Raw genomic sequence first — 21,294 nt, forward strand, 5'->3', positions numbered from 1 at the left:
TCGCATACCGGCCACCCTATTGTGCAGTGCGCCAACGCAAGCCGCGACGGTTGCAGGCGCAACCGCTGCGGGCGCGGCAGGGCGGTTCCGGCGCTCTATTTGCGAGCGGCGGCCAACGCGGCGATGCGTGCGTTGTGGCGGATCAGCTCGGCGCATTCGACCGCGAAGATGCCCATCTGGCCGACCTTGAACTCGATCCAGGCGAAGTCGACGTCGGGCAGCAGCTTCACCAGCGCATGCTCGGACTCGCCCACTTCGCAGATCAGCAGGCCGTCCTGGCTGAGGTGCAGCGGCGCATCGCGCAGGATCTTCAGCACCAGGTCCAGGCCATCGTCGCCGGCGCGCAGGCCCAGCTCCGGCTCGAAGGAGTATTCCTTCGGCAGTGCGTCGGTCTCGTCGTTGGTGACGTAGGGCGGATTGGTGACGATCAGGTCGTAGTGGCGCCCGGTCAGGCCGGCGAACAGGTCGGATTTGACCAGCTGCACGTTGTCCGCATGCAGGCGGGCCTTGTTCTCGGCCGCCAGCGCCAGCGCATCGTCGCTGATGTCGACGCCGTCGACCTGCCAGTCCGGGTGGTAATGGCCCATGGCGATGGCGATGCAACCCGAGCCGGTGCACAGGTCGAGCGCACGGTTCACCTCGCGCCCCCCCAGCCAGGGCTCGAAACCGGCTTCGATCAGTTCGGCGATGGGCGAGCGCGGCACCAGCGCACGTGCGTCGCTCTTGAAGCTCAGGCCGGCGAACCAGGCCTCACCGGTCAGATAGGCCACCGGAATGCGCTCGTTCACCCGACGCTCGAACAGTGCCAGCACCTGCGCCTTTTCCGGTGCGGTGACGCGCGCCTGGCCATAGGCGGGGCCCAGGTCCGGCGGCAGGTGCAGCGTATGCAGCACCACGTGCGAGGCCTCGTCCAGGGCGTTGTCGTAACTGTGGCCGAAGGTCAGCCCGGCCGCGTTGAAGCGGCTGGCGCCATAGCGGATCAGGTCGATGATGGTGTGCAGTTCGGCGGCGACGTCGGCGGTCATGGCAAGGCTGGGGAAGACGCCGGAACGGCGAGGGCCGCCGATTATAGAGGCTGCCCCGGTATCATGGCCTCCTCCTGCCGTCCATGCCGGCCACGGTCCAACGGCCACGCCCCTTCATCGCGGGACTTCCACGCACATGTTCAACAAGAAGATCGGCCTCATCCTCGTCCTGGCGCTGGCCGCCGGCCTGGGCCTGCTGGCCGCACAGAAATTCTTCGGCCCGGTCACCCCCGCGACCCGGTGGCCCGCCACCCAGACGGTCACCCTGTTCCCACAGGCGCGCCCGCTGCCGCCGTTCTCGCTGCGCCAGTCCGACGGGACCCAACTGGCCGATGGCGAACTGAAAGGCCACTGGACGCTGGTGTTCATCGGCTTCACCTTCTGCCCGGACATCTGTCCCACCACCCTGGCCGAACTGGCCCAGGCGCAGGCGCAGTGGAAGGACTTGCCCGATTCCACGCGCCCGCGCGTGCTGTTCGTGTCGGTGGACCCGGAGCGCGACACGCCCACCCGTATAGGCGAGTACGCGCACGCCTTCCATCCCGACACGCTGGCGGCCACGGCCGATGTCCCGACGCTGGAGAACTTCGCCAAGTCGCTGGGCTTCGTGTTCATGAAGGTGCCCGGCCAGGGCTACGACCAGAATCCGAACGACTACAGCATGGATCACTCCTCGGCGATCGCCGTGCTGGACCCCCAAGGCCAGCTCGCCGGCCTGATCCGGCCGCCCTTCCAGCCCAAGGCGATCGCCGCCGACATGCGCGCGCTGACCGGGGCCTCGTCCAAATGAGCCTGCTGACGTCGCTGACGTATGTCCTGCCCCACCGCTTCCTGTCCTCGCTGGCGCGCCGGCTGGCGTATTCCACGTCGCCGGGCATCAAGCAATGGCTGATCGACACGGTGACACGGAAGTTCGACGTCGACCTGTCCGAAGCCGCCGAATCCGATCCTCGCGCCTATCCCAGCTTCAATGCCTTCTTCACCCGCGCACTGAAGCCCGGGGCCCGCGTGGCCGATCCCGATCCACGCGCCCTACTGATGCCCGCCGACGGGCACATCAGCCAGTGCGGCGCCATCGAGGACGGCCGCATCTTCCAGGCCAAGGGACAATCGTTCACGGCCGCCGAACTGCTGGGCGACGCCGCAGCCGCGGAGCCGTTCCGCGACGGCCTGTTCGCTACCGTCTACCTGTCGCCGCGCGACTACCACCGCGTGCACATGCCGTGGACCGGCACGTTGCGCGAAACCGTGCATGTGCCCGGCCGCCTGTTCAGCGTGGGCACCGATGCGGTGGCGAACGTGCCGCGCCTGTTCGCCCGCAACGAGCGGCTGGTCTGCCACTTCGACACCGACTTCGGCCCGATGGTGTCGGTGATGGTCGGCGCACTGCTGGTCTCCGGCGTGGAAACCGTGTGGAGCGGCGAGGAAATCCCCGCCTACGGCACCGCGATCACGCGCAAGGATTACCGTGGCAAGGGCATCACGCTGGAGCGGTTCGCGGAGATGGCGCGCTTCAACTACGGCTCGACGGTGATCGTGCTGCTGCCGCCGGGCGTGGCGACGCTGTCGCCGGAGCTGAGGGCGGAATCGCCGGTGCGACTGGGACAAGCGCTCGCCCGGCTGCACTAACGGGTAGCGTGCGCCATGCGCACGACCGCACGATGCATCACACGTGCACGAGCCCTCCAGGCATCCCATGGTCGTGCGCGCAGCGCACGCTACGTGGGGCGTTCCGTCACGATCGTAGCGTGCGCCGTGCGCCGTGCGCACGACTGCACGATGCATCTCTGCCACGCACTGAGGCGTAAGGACCCCCCACTCGGCATCCGAGGCACATTGTTAATGGCGCCAATGCTCCATGGACCGCATCATCACCACCTGCTCTCTCCAATAGGTGGCCGAGGATGGCAAGGTTCCGACGCGTGTTCACGCCCGGCGCAACCTGGTTCTTCACGGTCGCCGCCGCACGACGGCGCCACCTGCTGACAGACCTGCGCGTGATCTCAGCCTTCGGCACGGCGATGCGAGAGGTCAGGCAAACACTGTCGTTCTCGATGCCCGCCCGGGTCATCCTGCCGGACCACCTTCATGTGATCTGGACGCTTCCGGAAAACGATACGGACTACCCGCGACGCTGGTCGATCATCAAGCGCAGGACATCCCAACTAGCCGGGCTTCCGCCGATGGCACGCACCTGCTCGATGGTCGCGCGTCGCGAAAGCGGGCTATGGCAGCGACGCTACTGGGAACACCTCATTCGCGACACGGATGACCTGTACCGGCATATCGACTACATCCACTTCAATCCCGTTAAACATGGCCATGCGGAGGCACCTGCGTCGTGGCCTTATTCGAGTTTTGCCCGACACCTCCGCACGGGCACTTATCCTCCGGACTGGCGAGCCGCCCCTGACATGGAAACCCTCGACACCGGCGAATCGTAGCATGCGCTATGCGCACGACGGCGCGATGCCCGCATCAAGCCGCCGTGCGCACGGCGCACGCTACTTGCAAACCTCCGTGCGGCACGCCGATGGAGCACCCTCCAGCGGCATCGGGAGGTGCCGGCGACCTCGATGTTGCCCATGCCCAAAAACGTAGCGCGCCGCGCGCGACCTCAAGCAGGCCGACATCACGCAGTCGTGCGCACGGCGCACGCTACTTCCTGCAGCTTTCCAGCTTCAGTTCCTGCCCCGGCCGCACCGCGTACGCCGGCGCCCTCAGGTTGTTCGCGCGCGCCAGCTTCTTCAGGTCGCACTGGAACCGTTGTGAGATGCGCCCCAGCGTGTCGCCCTTCGTCACCCGGTATTCGCGCACCTGCCTGGCCTTCGGCTCGGCCGGCTTCGGCTCGCCGGTCGCCACCGTGGTGGGAACGCCGGCCACCGGCGTGACGTCGCCGACGGCCACGTTGCCGGCCCGCGCGCCCCGCCGGATCGCGGCGGCCGGATCGGCGCTCACCAGCGTCCGGGCGAGCTCCGCGCGCGGTCCGTTCACGCAATGCCGGCTGTAGAGGCCGACGATGCGCGCAGTGGCCTTCAGCGTGGTGCCGGCCGGGATCCATGCCTCCGGCTGGTAACGCGGATTAAGGTTGCGCAGCGTGCGCATGTAGCCCTCGCGCGTGCCGCCGTTGCCCAGGCAGATGGTCAGTTCGTAGATGGACGCGTCGCGCGCCAGTTTCAGCGGCGCCGGCTGCGCAGTGACCTTCGGGAACTCCAGCCCGTACTGGCGCGGGTGCAGGAACAGCCACGCGGCCGCGATCACCATCGGCACGTAGTCGCGCGTTTCGCCGGGGAACTGGCTGTAGACCACGTCGTCCCAGAAGCCCAGGCCGCTGTTCTCGCGATACACGCGCGCGGCGCGGCCCTCGCCTCCGTTATAGGCGGCCAGTGCCAGTTCGATGTTGTTGTTGAGGCTGCGCATGCGTTCGTTCATGTAGGCGGCGCTGGCCTGGCCCGATGCGTACGGGTCGTACCGGGTGTCGAAGCCGCTGGCGTCGCGCCCCAGCCCGAAGCGTGCGCCGGTATGGAACATGAACTGCATGGGCCCCGCCGCGCCGGCGCGCGAGGTGGAATGCACGCGGCCGTTGGACTCCTTGGCCATGATGCCGAACAGCAGCGCCTCCGGCAGCCCGCTGCGCTCCCACGCCGGGTACAGTTCGGCGCGCATGTTCTGGTAGTTCTCGTAGCTGTCGATCAACGCCGGCCGCATGTCGGTCAGCCAACGACGGATGCCGGCCTGCACGGCCGGGTTGTACTCGACCATGCGGTCGAATGCGTGCCGCTGGTCGTTGAGCAGCGCCGCGGCGCGTGCGGTCTCCGGCATCCCCGTGCCCGCCGGCACCGCATGGTCGGTACCGTCATCCAGCGCATCGATGGCATCGCCCTCGCCTTCGCCCTCCGCGCCCTGCGCATCGGCGTTGCCCTTCAGCAGGCGCTTGTAGGTGGCCAGCAGCGTCGGCACCTGGCATCCGCGCTGCTGTACGCACGCCGCCAGCACGTCTTCCATGTCCTCCAGCGCGGCATCGCTCTCCGTCGCCCCGCGTGGATCGCTGTTGGCCACCAGCACCAGGCCATCGCGATAGCGTTTCTCCGCGGCGGCCATGCGCTGTTCCAGCGCCTCCGCGGCGGCGCGATCGCGCGCCGAGACGCGCTGTGCCAGCGAAACGGGCGACACCAACAGCAGGGACAGGGCGGCCGTGACGGGCCAGTGACGCAGACAGGCAGGAACCGCAAACGACATCAGGCATGCATCCAGAGTGTGAGTCGGGAGGGTAGCCCCCGCCGCATACCGTGGGCAAGGCAGGACGTCGCATTCCTTTAGCCCGCAGGCGGTTTCCAGCGGCTAGAATTCCCGCCATCACCACGCGAGGTTGCACATGGATCCGATCCTGCTGGGCAAGGGCATCACGGACGACATTCCGGTCACGCTGCAGCCGAAGTTCGGCAACCGCCACGGGCTGGTGGCCGGCGCCACCGGCACCGGCAAGACGGTGACGCTGATGACGCTGGCCGAGGGCTTCTCGCGCATGGGCGTGCCCGTGTTCATGGCCGACGTGAAGGGCGACGTGGCCGGCCTGGCGGCGGCCGGTGATGGCAGCGAACGGGTCATGCAACGCGCGAAGGACATCGGCATCGCCGACTACGCGCCGGGGGCGAATCCGGTGATCTTCTGGGATCTCTACGGCAAGCTGGGCCATCCGGTCCGCACGACCGTCAGCGAGATGGGCCCCACCCTGCTCTCGCGCATCCTCGAACTCAACGACACCCAGAGCGGCGTGCTCGACATCGTGTTCAAGCTCGCCGACGACCGCGGCCTGCTGCTGCTCGACCTGGAAGACCTGCGCGCCCTGCTGGGCCTGGTCGCCGCCGAGCGCAAGGACATCTCCACCAGCTATGGCCTGGTGAGCACGCAGTCGGTCGGCGCCATCCAGCGCGCGCTGCTGCGATTGGAACAGGAAGGCGGTGAGATGTTCTTCGGCGAGCCGGCGCTGGAACTGGCCGACCTGATGCGCACGAACACCGACGGCCGCGGGGTGATCGGCATCCTCGCGGCGGACCAGCTGATCCTGAAGCCGCGCCTCTACTCCAGCTTCCTGTTGTGGCTGCTGTCCGAGCTGTTCGAGACGCTGCCGGAAGTCGGCGACCTGGACAAGCCCAAGCTGGTGTTCGTCTTCGACGAAGCGCACCTGCTGTTCGACGATGCCCCGCCGGCCCTGCAACAGCGCATCGAGCAGGTCGTGCGCCTGATCCGCTCCAAGGGCGTGGGCGTCTACTTCTGCTCGCAGTTCCCCGACGACGTGCCGGACAACATCCTCGGTCAGTTGGGCAACCGCGTGCAGCACGCCCTGCGCGCCTTCACCCCGCGCGACCAGAAGGCGGTGAAGACCGCCGCCGAAACCTTCGTGCCGAACCCGAGGCTGGACGTGGCCCAGGCCATCTCCAAGCTCGGCACCGGCGAGGCGCTGGTCTCCACACTGCAGGACAAGGGCATTCCTTCGCCGGTTCAACAGACCTTGGTCTCCCCCCCGCGCTGCCGCATGGGCGCGATCAACGACACCGAACGCCAGCAGGTGCGCAACAGCAGTCCGGTCGGGGGCAAGTACGACACCCGCGTGGACCGGGAATCCGCCGCGGAAATGCTCGCCAAGCGCGCGGAAACCGCGGCCCAGGCCGCCAACGCACCCGCGGCCAAGAGCGAGCAGGACGACACCGATGCAGGCGGCTTCGGCCAGACGGTCAAGGACGCGGTGTTCGGCACCAAGCGCCGCCAGGGCATGATCGAGACGATGGCCAAGCAGACCACGCGCACGATCGGCACCAAGCTGGGCAACCAGATCGTGCGCGGCATCCTCGGCAGCATCTTCGGCGGGCGCCGCTGATCGCGCATGACGTGGCGCTTCGCACCCCTGGCTTGCCTGTTGCCGCTGGCGGCGTCCGCCGCCAATCCGGCGCCCTCGACCTTCGCAGGCACGTTCTTCGGCAGTCTGCCGGCGGCGTCCTGCACATCGCAGGACGTGCTGCTCGACCTGGGTGCCGACGGCCGCTACGTGCTGGAAGCGCACTGCCAGGACGACCTGCAGGCGTTACCCAAGCGCGCCGGCCACTGGTCGGTGACGTGGAACGGCACCTGCGTGCAGCTCACGCCGGACAACGACAGGCTTCCGCAGGCGTTCGCCATCCACGACGACGATCTGCTGGTGCTGACCTCAGGCAGCTGCATCGAGCCGGTCGAGGATCCGCGCGGACGCACGCTCCGACGCGCGGAAAGCGCCGGGGAGCGCTGAGGTGTCGCGCTGGCGACCGCCGGGCGAGAAAAGCACCGCCCTGATCACCCGCGAGGGCCACGACCGCCTCAAGGCGGAACTGGATGATCTGTGGCGCGTCAGGCGCCCGGAGGTGGTGAAAGCGCTGGCCGCCGCCGCCGCGGAGGGAGACCGCTCCGAGAACGCGGAATACACCTATCGCAAGAAACAACTGGGCGAGATCGACCGCCGCGTGCGCTATCTGAGCAGGCGCCTGGAAGTGCTGCGCGTGGTCGACACCGCGCCCAGCGATCCGGAGGCCGTGTTCTTCGGCGCCACCGTCGAGCTGGAGAACCTCGCCAGCGGCGAGGCGTCGCGCTACCGGATCGTGGGCCCCGACGAGACCGACGCGGCCCGCGGCTGGATCAGCATCGACTCGCCGATGGCGCGCGCGCTGCTCAAGAAACGCATCGACGACGAATTTTCCGTGGCGCTGCCTGGCGGTGTCACCCGTTTCGTCCTGGTGGACGTCAGCTACGCCAGCTGACCGCTACAGGGGCGGCGGGTAAACGCGCCCTTCCCGCAGCGGCCGGAAGTAGCCCTCCTGCGCATAGAACGCCTCGCCCTGCCCCGCGTGCCAGCCGGGAATGCCAGCCAACGGCAGCGGGCGCAGTTCCGACGGCGCGGCAAGGATCCCACCGGCCGCAATCGATGCGGCCACGCGCGCGACAGCACCGGCCGGATCGCCCGGCACCACCAGACACTTGCCGACCAGCAGGCGCCCCGGCACCAGCGACTGTTCCATCAGTGCATGCCCGACGACCGCCACGACGGCGACGCCGCCATCGTGCCAGCGTTCTGCGCTCGCATGGAACAGCGCCGTCCAGTCGTGCCGGTCCCAGAGATCCAGCAGCGACGGGTCGGATACCTGCACGATGACGCCGGATTCATCGAACTGGGTCAGGGCCTGCTGGGCCGGACTGCGCTCGCTCGTTCCCATCCGTGCGATATGTCGGCATTGCTGCTGGTTGAGGGCGTGCTTGAGGGCCGGATGACGCATCCAGACCATCGCGTTGAACAGGTCGTGCCAGTTTTCCGGCCGCGTGGCGATGCGCCCGCGTGCGATACGCTCTTCGTAATGCAGTCCGTCGGTGAGCAGGGCCGCATCCTGCCTTGCGAAGCGAGGCCCGGATGCCGGCATGCGCGCATTGAGGGCTTCGATCTCCGGCCACCGCGCGGCTGCCGCCAGATCGAGGAGGTCGCCGTACTCCCCGAACAAGGGATGCCGGAAAGACGCGGCATCCACATCCTCACGCAGGGGGGCGACAAAGCGACGCCGGCCACCGCCGGCGTGGGCGTCCGTCGCCGGTGCGGTCACAGCACCTTGACGTCGAGCGGCCTGCCTGTCGCGGCGACGATGGCGTCACCGAATAGGTCGTGCTCGTCGCTCTCGGTGATCTCCACGTCGACGAACTGGCCGACGCGAAGGCCGGCTTCGCCGCCGTTCTGGATGTGCACCAGGCCGTCGATCTCCGGCGCATCCGCCTTGGAACGCGCCACGGCGATGTCGTCTTCGATCAGATCCACGAGGCACTGCTGCACGGTGCCGATCTTGGCTTCGAGGCGTGCGGCGGAGATTTCCGCCTGCCTCTCCATGAAGCGCGCCAGGCGCTCCTGCTTGACCTCTTCCGGCACCGGGTGCGGCAGCAGGTTCGCGGCCGCGCCTTCCACCGGCGAATAGGCGAACGCACCCACGCGGTCCAGCTGCGCTTCGTCGAGGAACTGCAGCAGTTCCTCGAACTCCTGGTCCGTCTCGCCGGGGAAGCCGACGATGAAGGTGGAACGCAGGGTGATGTCCGGGCAGATCGAGCGCCAGCGCTTCACCCGCTCCAGCGTCTTGTCGACGGCGCCGGGGCGCTTCATCAACTTGAGAATGCGCGGACTGGCGTGCTGGAAAGGAATATCCAGGTAAGGCAGCACCTTGCCTTCGGCCATCAGCGGGACCACGTCGTCGACGTGCGGATAAGGATAGACGTAGTGCATGCGCACCCAGGCATCGAGTTCGCCCAGGCCTTCGCACAAGGCTTTCATGCGCGTCTGGTACGCCTTGCCGCGCCATTCGCGTTCGGCGTACTTCACGTCCACGCCGTAGGCGGAGGTGTCCTGCGAGACCACCAGCAGTTCCTTCACGCCACCGCGCACCAGCCGCTCGGCCTCGCGCAGCACGTCGTCGACCGGCCGCGACACCAGGTCGCCACGCATCGACGGAATGATGCAGAAGCTGCAGCGATGATTGCAGCCTTCGGAGATCTTCAGGTACGCGTAATGGCGCGGCGTCAGCTTGACGCCGTAGTCCGGGACCAGGTCGACGAAGGGGTCGTGCTTCGGCGGCAGCGCTTCGTGCAGCGCCTCCATCACGCTCTGGTAGTCCTGCGGCCCGCTGATCGCCAGCACGTCGGGGTACTGCTCGCGGATCTGTTCCGGGCGCTTGCCCAGGCAGCCGGTGACGATGACCTTGCCGTTCTGGTTCATCGCCTCGCCGATGGCGTCCAGCGACTCGGCCACCGCGGAGTCGATGAAGCCGCAGGTGTTCACCACCACCACGTCCGCCGCGTCGTAGGTCGGCACGATGTCGTATCCCTCCACGCGGAGCTGGGTGAGGATGCGTTCGGAATCGACCAGGGCCTTCGGGCAGCCGAGGCTGACGAAGCCCACCTTGGGGTTCTGCAGGGACATGGGAAGTACGGCGGCGGCGTGTACGGGGCCGCGGATTATAGCCCCGTGCGTCGGCGGCCCCGCCGGGCCGTTCAGGCGGAGCGGTCCGCACGCCGCGCGGCTGCCGGCCCGCCTACACTAGCCATCCCCACGACAGGAGCGCCTCCATGGGCCACTGGCTGCCTTTCGACTCCCCTCACGGCCGCATCCATGCCTGGCGGGCCGATCCCGCCGGAACGCCGCGTGGCGCGCTGGTCGTGGTGCAGGAAATCTTCGGTGTCAATCCGCACATCCGCACCGTGGCGGAAGGCTTCGCGTGCGAGGGCTACGTGGTGCTGGCGCCGGCCTACTTCGACCCGGTGGAAACCGGCGTGGAACTGGACTACGACGCCGACGGCATCGCACGCGGGAAGGCGCTGATCACCGCCCTGGGCCTGGAGCGCGCCGTGGACATCACCCGCGCCGCGGCTGACGCGCTGGCGGGCCTCGGCAAGATCGGCACCGTGGGCTATTGCTGGGGCGGCACGGTCGCCCTGCTGGCCGCGCTGCGGCTGGGCCTGCCTTCGGTGAGCTATTACGGCGCGCGCAACCTGCCTTTCCTCGATGAAACGCTGCGGGCACCGGTGATGTTCCATTTCGGCGATCGCGATGCCTCCATCCCGCCGGCGATGGTGCAGGCCCACCGGGATGCGCTGCCGCGGATGGAGGTCTTCACCTACCCGGCAGGCCATGGCTTCAACTGCGACCTGCGGGCGGATTACGATCCCGCCAGCGCACGCCTTGCCCGCGAACGCACGCTGGACTTCTTCGCACGGAACCTCGCATGACCGACTTCGTCCTTGACCCGCGCCTAGCCGCCGACACCGCCTTCATCGCCGACGGCCCGCTGTCGCAGGTCCGCCTGATGGACGACACGCGCTTTCCGTGGCTGGTGCTAGTTCCGCGCGTGAACGGCGTCAGCGATTGGCTGGACCTGGACGGTGGCCAGCAGCGCCTGCTGCTGGCTGAGATCAACCAGGCCGGTCAGCTGATCCGTGCGCAACCGGGCGTGGAGAAGCTCAACATCGGCGCCCTGGGCAACATCGTGCGCCAGTTGCATGTCCATCTGGTCGGTCGGCACGAGAGCGACCCGGCATGGCCAGGCCCCGTGTGGGGCCACGGGGCCGCCGTGAGGCACGCGCCGGCCGCGCTGGCCACACAGATCGACGCCTGGCGCAGGCGCTTGCGCTGAGCCCGCGCCGGGTCAGGTGCGCGGCAGGGTGACGCCCGTCTGACCCTGGTACTTGCCGCCGCGGTCCTTGTAGCTGGTCTCGCACACGTCGTCGGCATCGGACTGGAAGAACAGCATCTGCGCCACGCCTTCGTTGGCGTAGATGCGCGCCGGCAGCGGCGTGGTGTTGCTGAACTCCAGCGTCACGTGGCCTTCCCACTCCGGCTCCAGCGGGGTGACGTTGACGATGATGCCGCAGCGCGCATAGGTGCTCTTGCCCAGGCACACCACCAGCGTATCGCGCGGGATGCGGAAGAACTCCACCGTGCGCGCCAGCGCGAAGCTGTTGGGCGGGATGATGCATTCGTCCGCCTCGATGTCCACGAAACTCTTCGGGTCGAAGTGCTTCGGGTCCACGATGGTGGAGTTGATGTTGGTGAAGACCTTGAACTCGCGCGAGCAGCGCACGTCGTAACCGTAGCTGGAGGTGCCGTAGCTGACGATGCGCTGGCCGTTCGCCTGCTTCACCTGCCCCGGCTCGAACGGCTCGATCATGCCCTGCTGCTCGGCCATGCGGCGGATCCAACGGTCGCTCTTGATGCTCATGCAAATCCTGGTCTGGTGGGGCGAAGGCCGCGCGGTCGGCGCGCGGCGGACGGGGAATTGTAGGGCGGGCCCCGGCCCGCCGTCTTCGCCTCGGCGACTAGACCAGCGACGAGGCGATGGGCAGGGACGCCCGCGGCCGCTGTGCCAGCGTGGCCGCCATGACCCGTGCCGTCTGCCGGTAGGCCTGCGCCACCGCCGAATCTGGCGCGGCGACCACGACCGGCTGGCCGGCGTCGCCCTGCTCGCGGATGGCGATGTCCAGCGGCAGCGAGCCCAGCAGCGGTACGCCGTACTGCGCCGCCATCCGCTCCCCCCCGCCCTGGCCGAACAGGTGCTCCACGTGGCCGCAGTTCGAACAGGTATGAACGGCCATGTTCTCGACGATGCCCAGCACCGGCACCTCCACCTTCTCGAACATCTTCAGCGCCTTCTTCGCATCCAGCGTGGCGATGTCCTGGGGCGTGGTGACGATGACGGCGCCCGCCACCGGGATCTTCTGCGCCAGGGTCAGCTGGATGTCGCCGGTGCCCGGCGGCAGGTCGATCAGCAGGTAGTCCAGGTCGCCCCACAACGTGTCGTTGAAGAGCTGCATCAGCGCCGAGGTGGCCATCGGCCCGCGCCAGATCATCGGCGTGTCCTGGTCGACCAGCAGGCCGATGGACATGGCCTCCACCCCGAACGCCCGCATCGGCTCGATCGACTTGTTGTCCGGGCTGTCCGGTCGCCCCGACAGGCCCAGCATGGCCGGGATGCTGGGGCCGTAGACATCGGCATCCAGCAGCCCCACCCGGGCGCCCTCGGCGGCCAGGGCCAGGGCAAGGTTCACCGCCGTGGTCGACTTCCCCACCCCGCCCTTGCCGGAACCGACCGCGATGACGTTGCGGACCCGGGGATGGGGGGAGAGCTTGGCTTGGACGGCGTGCACGCGGGGCCTGTCATGGATCGCTTTCATGGAAGTCACTTGCTTGATCCGAACGGTATTCCAGAGGCGTCATTGTCTCACTCAGGCGGCGTCATGCCGGGCCGCGCACAAACCTGAACGAACGGGGTGCACTCATGACTTTTGGCCATGCAGTGGAAAGAAAATTGTGTTATGCGAATTACATTAATTTCGTGTTAACGTCGATGCCAGGACGCCCTTGCGCGGCCTGGATCACGGATTGATCCGCTTTGGGGTCGCTTCTCGTTCGGATTTTTAGGGGATTCACCAACATGAACTACGGAAACGCGAAAGCGCTCCGGCGCAGCCACCTTTGCGCGGCCCTGATGGCGGCGATTGCGCTGCCGGGCGCGGGTCAAGCGTTGGCCCAGGACGCTGACGGGCAAAACCAGCCCACTGCGCAAGAAGAAGCGAAAACGCTGGACAAGGTGACGGTGACCGGTTCGCGCATCGCCCGCTCGCAGGTGGAAGGCCCGTCACCGGTCACTGTGATCAGCGCACAACAGATCGAAGCCGAGGGCTTTGTCAGCGTCAACGATGCGCTCAAGACTCTGACCCAGAACTTCGGCGCAGTACAGAACGAATTGAACTCCGCCGGCGGTTTCACGCCTAACGGCAGCCCGGTGAACCTGCGTGGCCTCGGCCCTGGCCGCACGCTTCTGCTGATTAACGGACGCCGCGCAGCAGATTACCCCTTCCCGTATAACGGGCAGAGCAACTTCCAGAACTTCGGCAACATTCCGACCGCCGCGGTCGACCGCATCGAGCTGGTTGCCGGCGGCGCTTCGGCGATCTACGGCTCTGACGCGGTGGCTGGTGTCGTCAACATCATCCTGAAGAAGAACTACGAAGGCAACGTCCTGCAACTGCGCACAGGCACCACCACCACCGGTGGCGGCGACTATCTGGACTTGCAATGGGTCGGCGGCAAGACCGGCGACAACTGGTCGATCACCTACGCCCTGCAGAAGTTCAACGACGAAACGGTCTACGCTTACCAGCGCGACTTCATGGACTCGCGTGCGGACAATCCGCTGCCCGACGCCGATCTCGGACCGGTGCCGGTGTCGACGCTGCGTATCAGCCGCACGGGCACCAACGTACCGAACACCTATATCGCTCCGCCGGCCGGGGCCTGCGCCCGCTTCGGCGGCGAGTATGTTGACTACACCTTCCGGACGCGCTATTCGGCCACGCACCCGCAGGCAGGCCAACTGTACACGCTTGGCAATGCGTGCGGCTACTGGACGGACGTGGGCTACCAGTCGATCGCCAACGGCAACGACGACTACGCCGGCTATTTGTTCGCCAACCTTGACCTGTCCAACGGCATGGAACTGTGGGCGAGCGCGCAGGCCTACTACTCGAAGTCGGACCTTACCGGCGGTCTGGAAGCCATCCTGGGCCCGCACACGGATGGCGTTGGCGTCACCCAGACATTCTTCGCGACCAATCCGACCATCAACTCTAACGTGACCACTCAGCGCATCCTCACGCCGCAGGAAGTGGGCGGGATCGAGGCCACCCAGCAAAAGTTCACCGAGAAGTCGCTCGACGTCGCAGTGGGCGCGCGCGGTTCGTTCGGCGACCGGTTCGATTGGGACTTCACCTTGGGCCGCGCGGATTACAAGGCGGATCGCACCCGTCCGCGCCTGGATGGTTCTGCCGTGACGGAATGGTTCTTCGGTCAGCGCTTGAACACCACCGGCACCCCGCGCTATCTGATCAATCTGGATCGCTGGTACACCCCGCTCACCCCGGAGCAGTACCGCAGCATGTCGTCCGTCCTGAAGTACGACGCGCATTCCTGGGTCAACCAGGCCAGCTTCGTCGTTTCCGGCGACCTGTTCGAACTGCCGGCCGGTCCGCTGGGCTTCGCCGCGGTGGTCGAAGGTACGAGCCAAGGCTACAAGCTGCGTTCACCCGACGGCATCCTGCCGACGAACCGCACGGTCTATAACCTGACGGGCACGAACGGCGGCGGCGAGCGCGACCGTTACGCCATCGGCGCGGAATTCCGTGTTCCGGTATTCAGCATGCTCGACCTCAGCCTGTCGGCCCGCTGGGACAAGTACGATGACGTGACCAACGTCGACGATGCCAAGACGTGGGGGGCAGGTATCGAGTTCCGGCCGCTGGACACCCTGTTGTTCCGTGGCAACTACGCCACCAGCTTCAAGGCGCCGGACATGCACTTCGTCTACAACGAAGGCAGTGGCAGTTTCTCCACCGTTCTTGACACCTACCGTTGCTTGAACGCGGGTCTCGTTGCGGGTTCGTCCGCATGCAACACCACGACCTATACCTATTCGGTCTTCGCGACTAGCCGCGGCGAACCCACGCTGGAAGAAGAAAAGGGCAAGTCGTGGTCGGCAGGTCTGGTGTGGGACATCACGGACTCGATGTCGGTTTCGGCCGACTACTACGACATCCGGCTTGAGGGCGCGGTGACGACGCTGAGCAGCACCTTCATCCTTGATGCGGAGGGCGGCTGTCTCACGGGCCTGACCCGCAGTCGCCAGCCGTACCAGTTCGCGCCCGACTCCGCGTTCTGCCAGGAGATCCTGAGCCGCGTCACCCGCACCGCTGCTCCGGGCGAACCGACGGATCGCGTGACCGGCATCCGCAGCGGCCCGGTGAATCAGGCCTACCAGCGGGTGACAGGCATCGACGCCGCGTTCAACTGGCGCCTGGACACCGATCGCCTGGGAGATTTCCGGTGGCAGGTGGCATGGACGCACACGATCAAGAGCCAGCGCCAGACCTTTGCGACCGACCCATTGGAAGCCGACTGGCGCGACGATCCGGGTAACTTTGACTTCCGCAGCCGCGTGCGAGGCTCTGTGGGTTGGTCGCTCGAGGACTGGTCGGCGAACGTGTTCGCGACGCGCTACGGCTCGCTGCCGAACTGGCAGGAGACGGGCCGTATCGCGCCGTACATCCTGTGGAACGTCAATGTCGGCAAGGAGATCACGGAGAACCTAGACCTGACGCTGTTCGTGAACAACGTGTTCAACAAGTTCCATCCGACCGACCCTGGTTACAACACCTATCCGTACTTCTGGCGCGCTTACAGCCCCATGGGCCGCGAGATCTCCGCGCAGGTTGAGTACAGGTTCTAACCAGAACCCGCACGACCGCAGCAGGAGCCCGGTGGCGACACCGGGCTCTTTTTTTGCCCGGCAACTGTGCCGGCAGCTACAGTCTCATCATGCGCTGCGATCACTTGCCCCCCTTCGCGGTCTCGTGAAGGATGAAAGCGTGATGCAGGACATACTGGGATCGACTCAGGAACGCAAATTATGTGACTTTCATCACATAATTTGCGTAACGTGAATGACATGAGAACGCGCTAGCACCCTTCACCGTGTGTTAACGTCCGGTTACGAGGACGTTCACGTGCGACCCGACTGAAGGAACAGTCACCTGGGCCGCATCCATTGACATTTCTAGGGGATTCACCGCATGTCAGTTACCAGTACGAATGCGCCCAAGCGCAGCCGCCTGAGCGCGGCCTTGATCACGGCTCTGATGGTTCCTTTCGCAGCCAGTGCGCTTGCACAGGAGACGGACGCCACCAGCCAACAACCCGCGAAGCCGGCTTCCACTACGCTCGACAAAGTTACGGTAACGGGCTCGCGCATCAAAAAGGCTGAAGTGGAAGGCCCGGCTCCGGTCGTCGTCCTGACCGCGGAAGATATCGAGCGAGAAGGCTTCAGCACGGTTTACGAGGCGCTGAGCACCCTCAATCAGTTCACTGGCAGCGTCCAGAATGAGACGACGCAGAGCGGCTTCACACCGAACGCGCAGTTCATCAATCTTCGCGGCCTGGGCCCTGGCTACACGTTGATCCTCGTCAACGGCAAGCGTATGGCCGACTATCCTGTCCCTTACAACAGCCAGTCCAACGCCGTCAGCCTGAGCTCGATCCCTGCTGCTGCAGTCTCGCGCATCGAAGTCCTTACTGGCGGCGCGTCCGCAATCTACGGGTCGGACGCGGTGGCGGGCGTGCTGAACGTCATCACCAAGGACAACTACGAGGGCGACAGCATCCGCCTGCGCGGCGGCACCACCACCATGGGCGGCGGCGACACCGGCCTGGCGCAGTGGACGGGCGGCAAGACTGGCGACAAGTGGAGCTTGACTTACTCCTTCGAGTATCTGAACCGCGAAGGCATTCTCGGCTCCCAGCGAGAGGACCGCGACTCCTACTACGACAATCCCGATTTCAGGGGTCGCCCGGAGTTCGCGACGGCGGTCAGTGGCGTCTACCTGTATCGCAATACGGGCGCCGCCTATAACTGGCTGACGCCGGAAGGCACCCTTTCGACCTCGGTAGCTGCGCTTCGTCATGCGTGCGAGCGCACGTCGTCAGAGTTCGAACCATACAATTCCTCCGCTTCGGTCAACAATGCGACTCCGAACCGCTGCGGCTACTTCGGCTATCCGGCCACGTCCGCGCTGCAGAACAGCTATAACAAGACGTCCGCGTACATTTCGGGAACCTACGATTTCGACAACGGCACGCAGCTGTATGGTCAGTTCCTGGGAACAGACTCGCGCAATACGGGTGTCAGCTCGACCCAGTTCTGGCAGACTCCCGGTTACGTGTATACGCCAGCCTATGGCTACATCCAAGCCCAGCGCATCATCACGCCGGAAGAGATTGGCGGCGCCCAACGCACCGAATACAACGAGAAGTCCTACAACCTGTTCGGCGGCGTCCGCGGCACGATGTTCGACAACCGGTTCGACTGGGACTTTGGCGTGTCGTACTCTCGTTTCGAGTTCGAGTCCAATCGGCCGCGTTTCCTGGAAGACAAAGTCAACGACTATTTCCTCGGCCCGCAGACCGGCTTCCAGAGCATCTACCCGCGCTACAACGGCTACGGCTTGACCCAGCTGCAGCGCCTCTTCGGGCCGATGTCGCCCGAGACCTACCGCTCCCTGTCGACCACCGTCCATAGCACCGGCGAATCCGAGAACACCACCGCATCGTTCAGCATGTCGGGCGATCTGTTCGAACTGCCCGCTGGCGCAGTGGGGGCGGCATTCGTTGTCGAGGCCGGCTCCCAGAAGTACACGCTGACACCGGATCCGCGCACCACACCGGACTACACCGGCACTGACGCCATCTACAACCTGACCAGCACCGGCGGCGGAGGTGACCGCGACCGCTATGCCTTGGGTCTGGAATTCAGCGTCCCCATCTTCGACAGCCTGAAGGCCAATCTGGCGGGCCGTTACGACAAGTATGACGATGTCACCAACGTGGGCGGCGCGTTCACCTGGTCGGCCGGCCTGGAGTATCGCCCGATCGACTCGCTGCTGCTGCGCTCCAGCTACGCCACGAGCTTCCGCGCCCCGGACATGCACTACGTATTCGCTGGTTACTCGGGAGCCTATACGTACATCACCGACGCATATCTGTGCCGCGTCAATGACATCGACCCGCAATCCTCGGACTGCAGCGGCGACAGTGACTACTACTACCAGGTCTTCCGGACCTACGAGGGGCGTCAGGACCTGCGGGAAGAGACCAGCAAGTCGTGGACTGCCGGCGTGGTGTGGGACATCATGGACAGCATGTCGGTGACCGTCGACTACTACACCATGAAGCTTGAAAATCAGGTCGCCGAGCTGGACAGCGACTTCCTGATGCGTCAGTACGCCGATTGCCGCCTGGGGGAAGACGTCAATGGCAATGTGGTCGACGGCAACTCACCATCCTGCCAAGCCTTCCTGGCGCAGGTAACCCGCGCGGGCGGCGAGTTGTCCAACGGACAAGTCACCGAATACAGCTCCTACCCGATCAACCAGGCCAGCCTCGAGACGCAGGGCATCGACGCGAACTGGAAGTACTCGCTGGACACCGACCGTTGGGGCAACTTTGGCTTTGAACTGGGTTACACCCATGTGCTGAAGCTGGACCTGGTGCGCTTCGCCGGCGATGATGTAGAGAACATCCGCGACCACCTGCAGTACTTCAACTACCGTAGCCGTGCCAACGCGCGCGTAACGTGGACCAACGATGAATGGCTGGTGACTACTTATGCGACCCGCATGGGCTCGCTGCCGAACTGGGCGGAAACTGGCCGCATAGCCCCGTACATCCGCTACAACCTGGACGTGCAGAAGAAGGTCACCGACAAGCTGACGCTGGGCTTCTCGGTGGTCAACCTCCTCAATAACCGCCAACCCAAGGACGATACGTTCAACAGCTGGCCGTACACCTGGCGTTCTCACGACGTCATCGGGCGCCAAGTGTATGCCGATGTCCGCTACACGTTCTAAGGCGAGTCCTTAAGCAAGAAAAAGCCCGGCGGAAGCCGGGCTTTTTTCAATGGCAGTTCCACGGCAGACTAGGCACTACTGGAGGAGCGTCCTAGTTGATGTTTCACAATTGCCGGGATAACGGCCACGCCGTCGCCCGCCTCCAGCAAGAAGCTGCCGCGGACACGCCGTGCTTAGAACCATCAAGGGGACAACTAAATGAAACCAATCATCAAGACCATAGGGTGGCTGCTCGTCGCCGCATGCATTTTGCCGCTTGCAGACGCCGGCGCACAATCAATCGCGGACTTCGTCAAGCATCCCACCTACAGCACCGCACGCCTCTCACCTGACGGCAGATATCTCGCGCTCCGTGTAGACAGGGGCGAACAGGACGTACTGACCGTACTCCGCACCAGCGACCTCCAGATCCTGAAGATCAACCAGCTGCCGGAAAAGAAGAGCGTAGGATCCTTCTACTGGACCAGCCCCGAACGCCTGATGTTCAATGCCGTGCGGAAGATCGGTTCTTTCGAGCGCCCAATGGGAACGGGTGAGTGGTTTTCCGTGAACGCGGACGGTTCGCAGCCACGCACCCTGATCGAATACGGCACCCAGAACGTCACCCAGCGCGCGAAGCAGGCTGATGGCCAGTTCTTCTCGCTGCTGGACACCCTGCCCGACGACGACGTCAACGTCATGATGACGGCGCGCTACCAGCGCTCGAACACGGGCGCGGGCACCGAGGTAGTGATGATGGATACCGTCAGCGGCCGCCGCAAGTCGCTCGGGCGTGCGCCGAAGGAGGACTGCTCAATGGTTCTCAACCACGAGAAGGAGCCTGCGTTCGCCGTGTGCTACAGCGACAAGGACGAGGAGGCCGGCTACGACACTCACAACGAGGTCTATGCCCGGGGTGCCGACGGCAAGTGGAACCAGATCAGTTCTTCCAAGAGCGATGGTGCGCGCCTGCGAGTACTCGGTTCAGCGCGCAATGGAGACATCTACGCGCTGCGTGATGACGGCAAGGCGCCAGCGGCTTTCGGCACGCTGGATGCGGTCACCGGCACGTTCACAGAGCTTTTTAAGGATCCCGTGTCCGATGCCTCCGGCTACATCCAGTCGGTGGACGGCTCCGAAAGGATCCTCGGTGTGGTCACAGAAGCAGGCGAGCCAGAAGTGTCGCTGGTTGAACCCCAGCACCCCGATGCGCAGCTTTACACTTCACTGGCTGCCGCGTTTCCGGGGCAGTTCGTCGATTTCAGCAGCGCCACGCGGGACGGTCAGCTGATCGTCGTGAGTACCTACAGCGACAAGAACCCCGGCGAGCTCTATCTCTACGACCGCAAGACCAACAAGGCCCGTTTCCTGATGAAGAGCCGGCCATGGATCGACGCCCGCAAGATGGGTACGATGCGTGCCATCTCCTTCACCGCCCGCGATGGCCGCAGGATCCATGGCTATCTCACCATTCCCAACGGCTCGGACGGCAAGAACCTCCCTTTGATCGTCAACGTCCACGGGGGCCCGATGGGTCCGCGCGACAACTGGGGTTACAGCACCGAGCCGCAGATGTTCGCCAGTCGTGGCTACGCCACCCTGCAGATCAACTATCGTGGCTCAGGCGGCTTCGGCAAGGAGTTCCAGGATCAGGCCTACGGACAGTGGGCCCAAGGCATCATGAACGACATCATCGATGGCACGCGCTACGTGATCGCTCAGGGGCACGCAGACAAGGACCGGGTGTGCATCTACGGTGGCAGCTTCGGCGGTTACGCATCTCTGATGGCGCCTGCGCGCGATGCGGAACTTTTCAAGTGCGCCTTCGGCTATGTGGGCCTTTACGACGCACAGATCCAGCTAACCAAGAGCGACACCAGCCGCAGCGAAAGCGGTCGCCGTTATTTACTGCGCGCTTTCGGACGCTCCCGCGCCGAGCAGGACGCGATGTCGCCGATCACATATGCAAATCAGCTGAAGTTGCCGATCTACTTGGCGGCAGGTGCCCGTGACGAGCGGTGTCCGCCCGAGCATACCGAGGCGATCGCAAAGGCACTCACTGCGGCAGGAAATGCGCCGGAGGGCATGATCATCCAGTCCGGCGAAGCCCACGGCTTCTACAAGGAAGAAAACAACGAGCGTCTCTATACCGAGATGCTCTCGTTCTTCGACCGGCATATCGGCGGCAAGAGCAAAGCGCAAACGACTCACTGACGTCCGCAAGCGCATGGCTTCCAGCACATCCCCTCCAAGGGATGTGCTGCAGATAATGGATACTCGCCCG

At 65.4% G+C, this 21,294-nt stretch carries 17 protein-coding genes; 11 read left to right on the forward strand and 6 right to left on the reverse strand.

Annotation, left to right across the window (positions count from 1 at the left end):
• Positions 1-95 precede the first annotated feature (95 nt).
• On the reverse strand, positions 96-1,025 hold the full coding sequence (gene prmB, locus IAE60_RS15930; protein WP_187572995.1) for a 50S ribosomal protein L3 N(5)-glutamine methyltransferase: 930 nt from the start codon (positions 1,023-1,025) through the stop codon (positions 96-98).
• Between the two features lie 136 nt (positions 1,026-1,161).
• Between prmB and IAE60_RS15935 the strand changes: the two genes are divergently transcribed.
• The 3 genes from IAE60_RS15935 to IAE60_RS15945 all read left to right on the forward strand — a co-directional run bounded on the left by IAE60_RS15935 (position 1,162) and on the right by IAE60_RS15945 (position 3,469).
• On the forward strand, positions 1,162-1,815 hold the full coding sequence (locus IAE60_RS15935; protein WP_162108552.1) for an SCO family protein: 654 nt from the start codon (positions 1,162-1,164) through the stop codon (positions 1,813-1,815).
• A complete protein-coding gene (gene asd / locus IAE60_RS15940) occupies positions 1,812-2,654 on the forward strand; it encodes an archaetidylserine decarboxylase (RefSeq protein WP_187572996.1) in 843 nt (280 codons plus the stop codon). The genes IAE60_RS15935 and asd overlap by 4 nt, the downstream gene beginning before the upstream one ends.
• A 293-nt stretch (positions 2,655-2,947) precedes the next feature.
• Positions 2,948-3,469, forward strand: a complete 522-nt coding sequence (locus tag IAE60_RS15945; RefSeq protein WP_244966594.1) for an REP-associated tyrosine transposase — start codon at positions 2,948-2,950, stop codon at positions 3,467-3,469.
• Positions 3,470-3,683: 214 nt separating this feature from the next.
• On the opposite strand, the gene IAE60_RS15950 is transcribed toward IAE60_RS15945, so the two are convergent.
• On the reverse strand, positions 3,684-5,264 hold the full coding sequence (locus IAE60_RS15950; RefSeq protein WP_187572998.1) for a transglycosylase SLT domain-containing protein: 1,581 nt from the start codon (positions 5,262-5,264) through the stop codon (positions 3,684-3,686).
• 136 nt (positions 5,265-5,400) lie between these two features.
• On the opposite strand from IAE60_RS15950, the gene IAE60_RS15955 reads away from it, so the two are divergent.
• Genes IAE60_RS15955 through greB form a run of 3 tightly spaced genes read left to right on the forward strand, consistent with a single transcriptional unit; the run spans position 5,401 to position 7,813 of the window.
• Complete coding sequence (locus IAE60_RS15955) at positions 5,401-6,903, forward strand: helicase HerA-like domain-containing protein (RefSeq protein WP_187572999.1); 1,503 nt, start codon at positions 5,401-5,403, stop codon at positions 6,901-6,903.
• A gap of 6 nt (positions 6,904-6,909) precedes the next feature.
• A complete protein-coding gene (locus tag IAE60_RS15960; RefSeq protein WP_187573000.1) occupies positions 6,910-7,308 on the forward strand; it encodes a copper resistance protein NlpE N-terminal domain-containing protein in 399 nt (132 codons plus the stop codon).
• 1 nt (position 7,309) lies between these two features.
• Positions 7,310-7,813: a transcription elongation factor GreB gene (gene greB, locus IAE60_RS15965; protein WP_187573001.1), complete on the forward strand. Its 504-nt coding sequence runs from the start codon at positions 7,310-7,312 to the stop codon at positions 7,811-7,813.
• Positions 7,814-7,816: 3 nt separating this feature from the next.
• Here greB and IAE60_RS15970 read toward each other — a convergent pair whose 3' ends face one another.
• On the reverse strand, positions 7,817-8,644 hold the full coding sequence (locus IAE60_RS15970; RefSeq protein WP_162108559.1) for a DUF3025 domain-containing protein: 828 nt from the start codon (positions 8,642-8,644) through the stop codon (positions 7,817-7,819).
• The gene (gene rimO, locus IAE60_RS15975) at positions 8,641-10,002 is read right to left on the reverse strand and encodes a 30S ribosomal protein S12 methylthiotransferase RimO (RefSeq protein ID WP_187573002.1); all 1,362 of its coding nucleotides are present in this window, start codon (positions 10,000-10,002) and stop codon (positions 8,641-8,643) included. Before rimO ends, IAE60_RS15970 begins: the two co-directional genes overlap by 4 nt.
• Positions 10,003-10,148: 146 nt before the next feature.
• On the opposite strand from rimO, the gene IAE60_RS15980 reads away from it, so the two are divergent.
• Complete coding sequence (locus IAE60_RS15980) at positions 10,149-10,808, forward strand: dienelactone hydrolase family protein (RefSeq protein WP_187573003.1); 660 nt, start codon at positions 10,149-10,151, stop codon at positions 10,806-10,808.
• On the forward strand, positions 10,805-11,212 hold the full coding sequence (locus tag IAE60_RS15985; protein ID WP_187573004.1) for an HIT family protein: 408 nt from the start codon (positions 10,805-10,807) through the stop codon (positions 11,210-11,212). The genes IAE60_RS15980 and IAE60_RS15985 overlap by 4 nt, the downstream gene beginning before the upstream one ends.
• 12 nt (positions 11,213-11,224) lie before the next feature.
• Here the strand turns inward: IAE60_RS15985 and dcd are convergent, their stop codons facing one another.
• Positions 11,225-11,797 carry a dCTP deaminase gene (dcd, locus tag IAE60_RS15990; protein ID WP_187573005.1) on the reverse strand — a complete coding sequence of 191 codons (573 nt, stop codon included), beginning with the start codon at positions 11,795-11,797 and terminating at the stop codon, positions 11,225-11,227.
• Between the two features lie 97 nt (positions 11,798-11,894).
• The gene (apbC, locus tag IAE60_RS15995; protein ID WP_187573006.1) at positions 11,895-12,749 is read right to left on the reverse strand and encodes an iron-sulfur cluster carrier protein ApbC; all 855 of its coding nucleotides are present in this window, start codon (positions 12,747-12,749) and stop codon (positions 11,895-11,897) included.
• A gap of 260 nt (positions 12,750-13,009) precedes the next feature.
• Between apbC and IAE60_RS16000 the strand changes: the two genes are divergently transcribed.
• The 3 genes from IAE60_RS16000 (at position 13,010) to IAE60_RS16010 (ending at position 21,224) form a co-directional block, all read left to right on the forward strand.
• Positions 13,010-15,859: a TonB-dependent receptor plug domain-containing protein gene (locus tag IAE60_RS16000; RefSeq protein WP_244966595.1), complete on the forward strand. Its 2,850-nt coding sequence runs from the start codon at positions 13,010-13,012 to the stop codon at positions 15,857-15,859.
• A gap of 343 nt (positions 15,860-16,202) precedes the next feature.
• Positions 16,203-19,031, forward strand: coding sequence for a TonB-dependent receptor plug domain-containing protein (locus IAE60_RS16005; RefSeq protein WP_187573007.1), 2,829 nt, complete (start codon positions 16,203-16,205; stop codon positions 19,029-19,031).
• A gap of 198 nt (positions 19,032-19,229) precedes the next feature.
• Positions 19,230-21,224 carry an alpha/beta hydrolase family protein gene (locus IAE60_RS16010; RefSeq protein ID WP_187573008.1) on the forward strand — a complete coding sequence of 665 codons (1,995 nt, stop codon included), beginning with the start codon at positions 19,230-19,232 and terminating at the stop codon, positions 21,222-21,224.
• Positions 21,225-21,294: the final 70 nt, after the last annotated feature.

It is taken from the genome of Pseudoxanthomonas mexicana, assembly GCF_014397415.1.
Classification (GTDB): domain Bacteria; phylum Pseudomonadota; class Gammaproteobacteria; order Xanthomonadales; family Xanthomonadaceae; genus Pseudoxanthomonas_A; species Pseudoxanthomonas_A mexicana.

What these genes read in the sequence shown, in the direction of transcription:
- rimO (WP_187573002.1), bottom strand. Translation starts at nt 10,002, where the DNA reads ATGTCCCTGCAGAACCCCAAGGTGGGCTTCGTCAGCCTCGGCTGCCCG.
- IAE60_RS15935 (WP_162108552.1), top strand. Translation starts at nt 1,162, where the DNA reads ATGTTCAACAAGAAGATCGGCCTCATCCTCGTCCTGGCGCTGGCCGCC.
- asd (WP_187572996.1), top strand. Translation starts at nt 1,812, where the DNA reads ATGAGCCTGCTGACGTCGCTGACGTATGTCCTGCCCCACCGCTTCCTG.
- IAE60_RS16000 (WP_244966595.1), top strand. Translation starts at nt 13,010, where the DNA reads ATGAACTACGGAAACGCGAAAGCGCTCCGGCGCAGCCACCTTTGCGCG.
- IAE60_RS15960 (WP_187573000.1), top strand. Translation starts at nt 6,910, where the DNA reads ATGACGTGGCGCTTCGCACCCCTGGCTTGCCTGTTGCCGCTGGCGGCG.
- IAE60_RS15955 (WP_187572999.1), top strand. Translation starts at nt 5,401, where the DNA reads ATGGATCCGATCCTGCTGGGCAAGGGCATCACGGACGACATTCCGGTC.
- prmB (WP_187572995.1), bottom strand. Translation starts at nt 1,025, where the DNA reads ATGACCGCCGACGTCGCCGCCGAACTGCACACCATCATCGACCTGATC.
- IAE60_RS16005 (WP_187573007.1), top strand. Translation starts at nt 16,203, where the DNA reads ATGTCAGTTACCAGTACGAATGCGCCCAAGCGCAGCCGCCTGAGCGCG.
- IAE60_RS15980 (WP_187573003.1), top strand. Translation starts at nt 10,149, where the DNA reads ATGGGCCACTGGCTGCCTTTCGACTCCCCTCACGGCCGCATCCATGCC.
- IAE60_RS16010 (WP_187573008.1), top strand. Translation starts at nt 19,230, where the DNA reads ATGAAACCAATCATCAAGACCATAGGGTGGCTGCTCGTCGCCGCATGC.
- IAE60_RS15950 (WP_187572998.1), bottom strand. Translation starts at nt 5,264, where the DNA reads ATGTCGTTTGCGGTTCCTGCCTGTCTGCGTCACTGGCCCGTCACGGCC.
- dcd (WP_187573005.1), bottom strand. Translation starts at nt 11,797, where the DNA reads ATGAGCATCAAGAGCGACCGTTGGATCCGCCGCATGGCCGAGCAGCAG.
- IAE60_RS15985 (WP_187573004.1), top strand. Translation starts at nt 10,805, where the DNA reads ATGACCGACTTCGTCCTTGACCCGCGCCTAGCCGCCGACACCGCCTTC.
- apbC (WP_187573006.1), bottom strand. Translation starts at nt 12,749, where the DNA reads ATGAAAGCGATCCATGACAGGCCCCGCGTGCACGCCGTCCAAGCCAAG.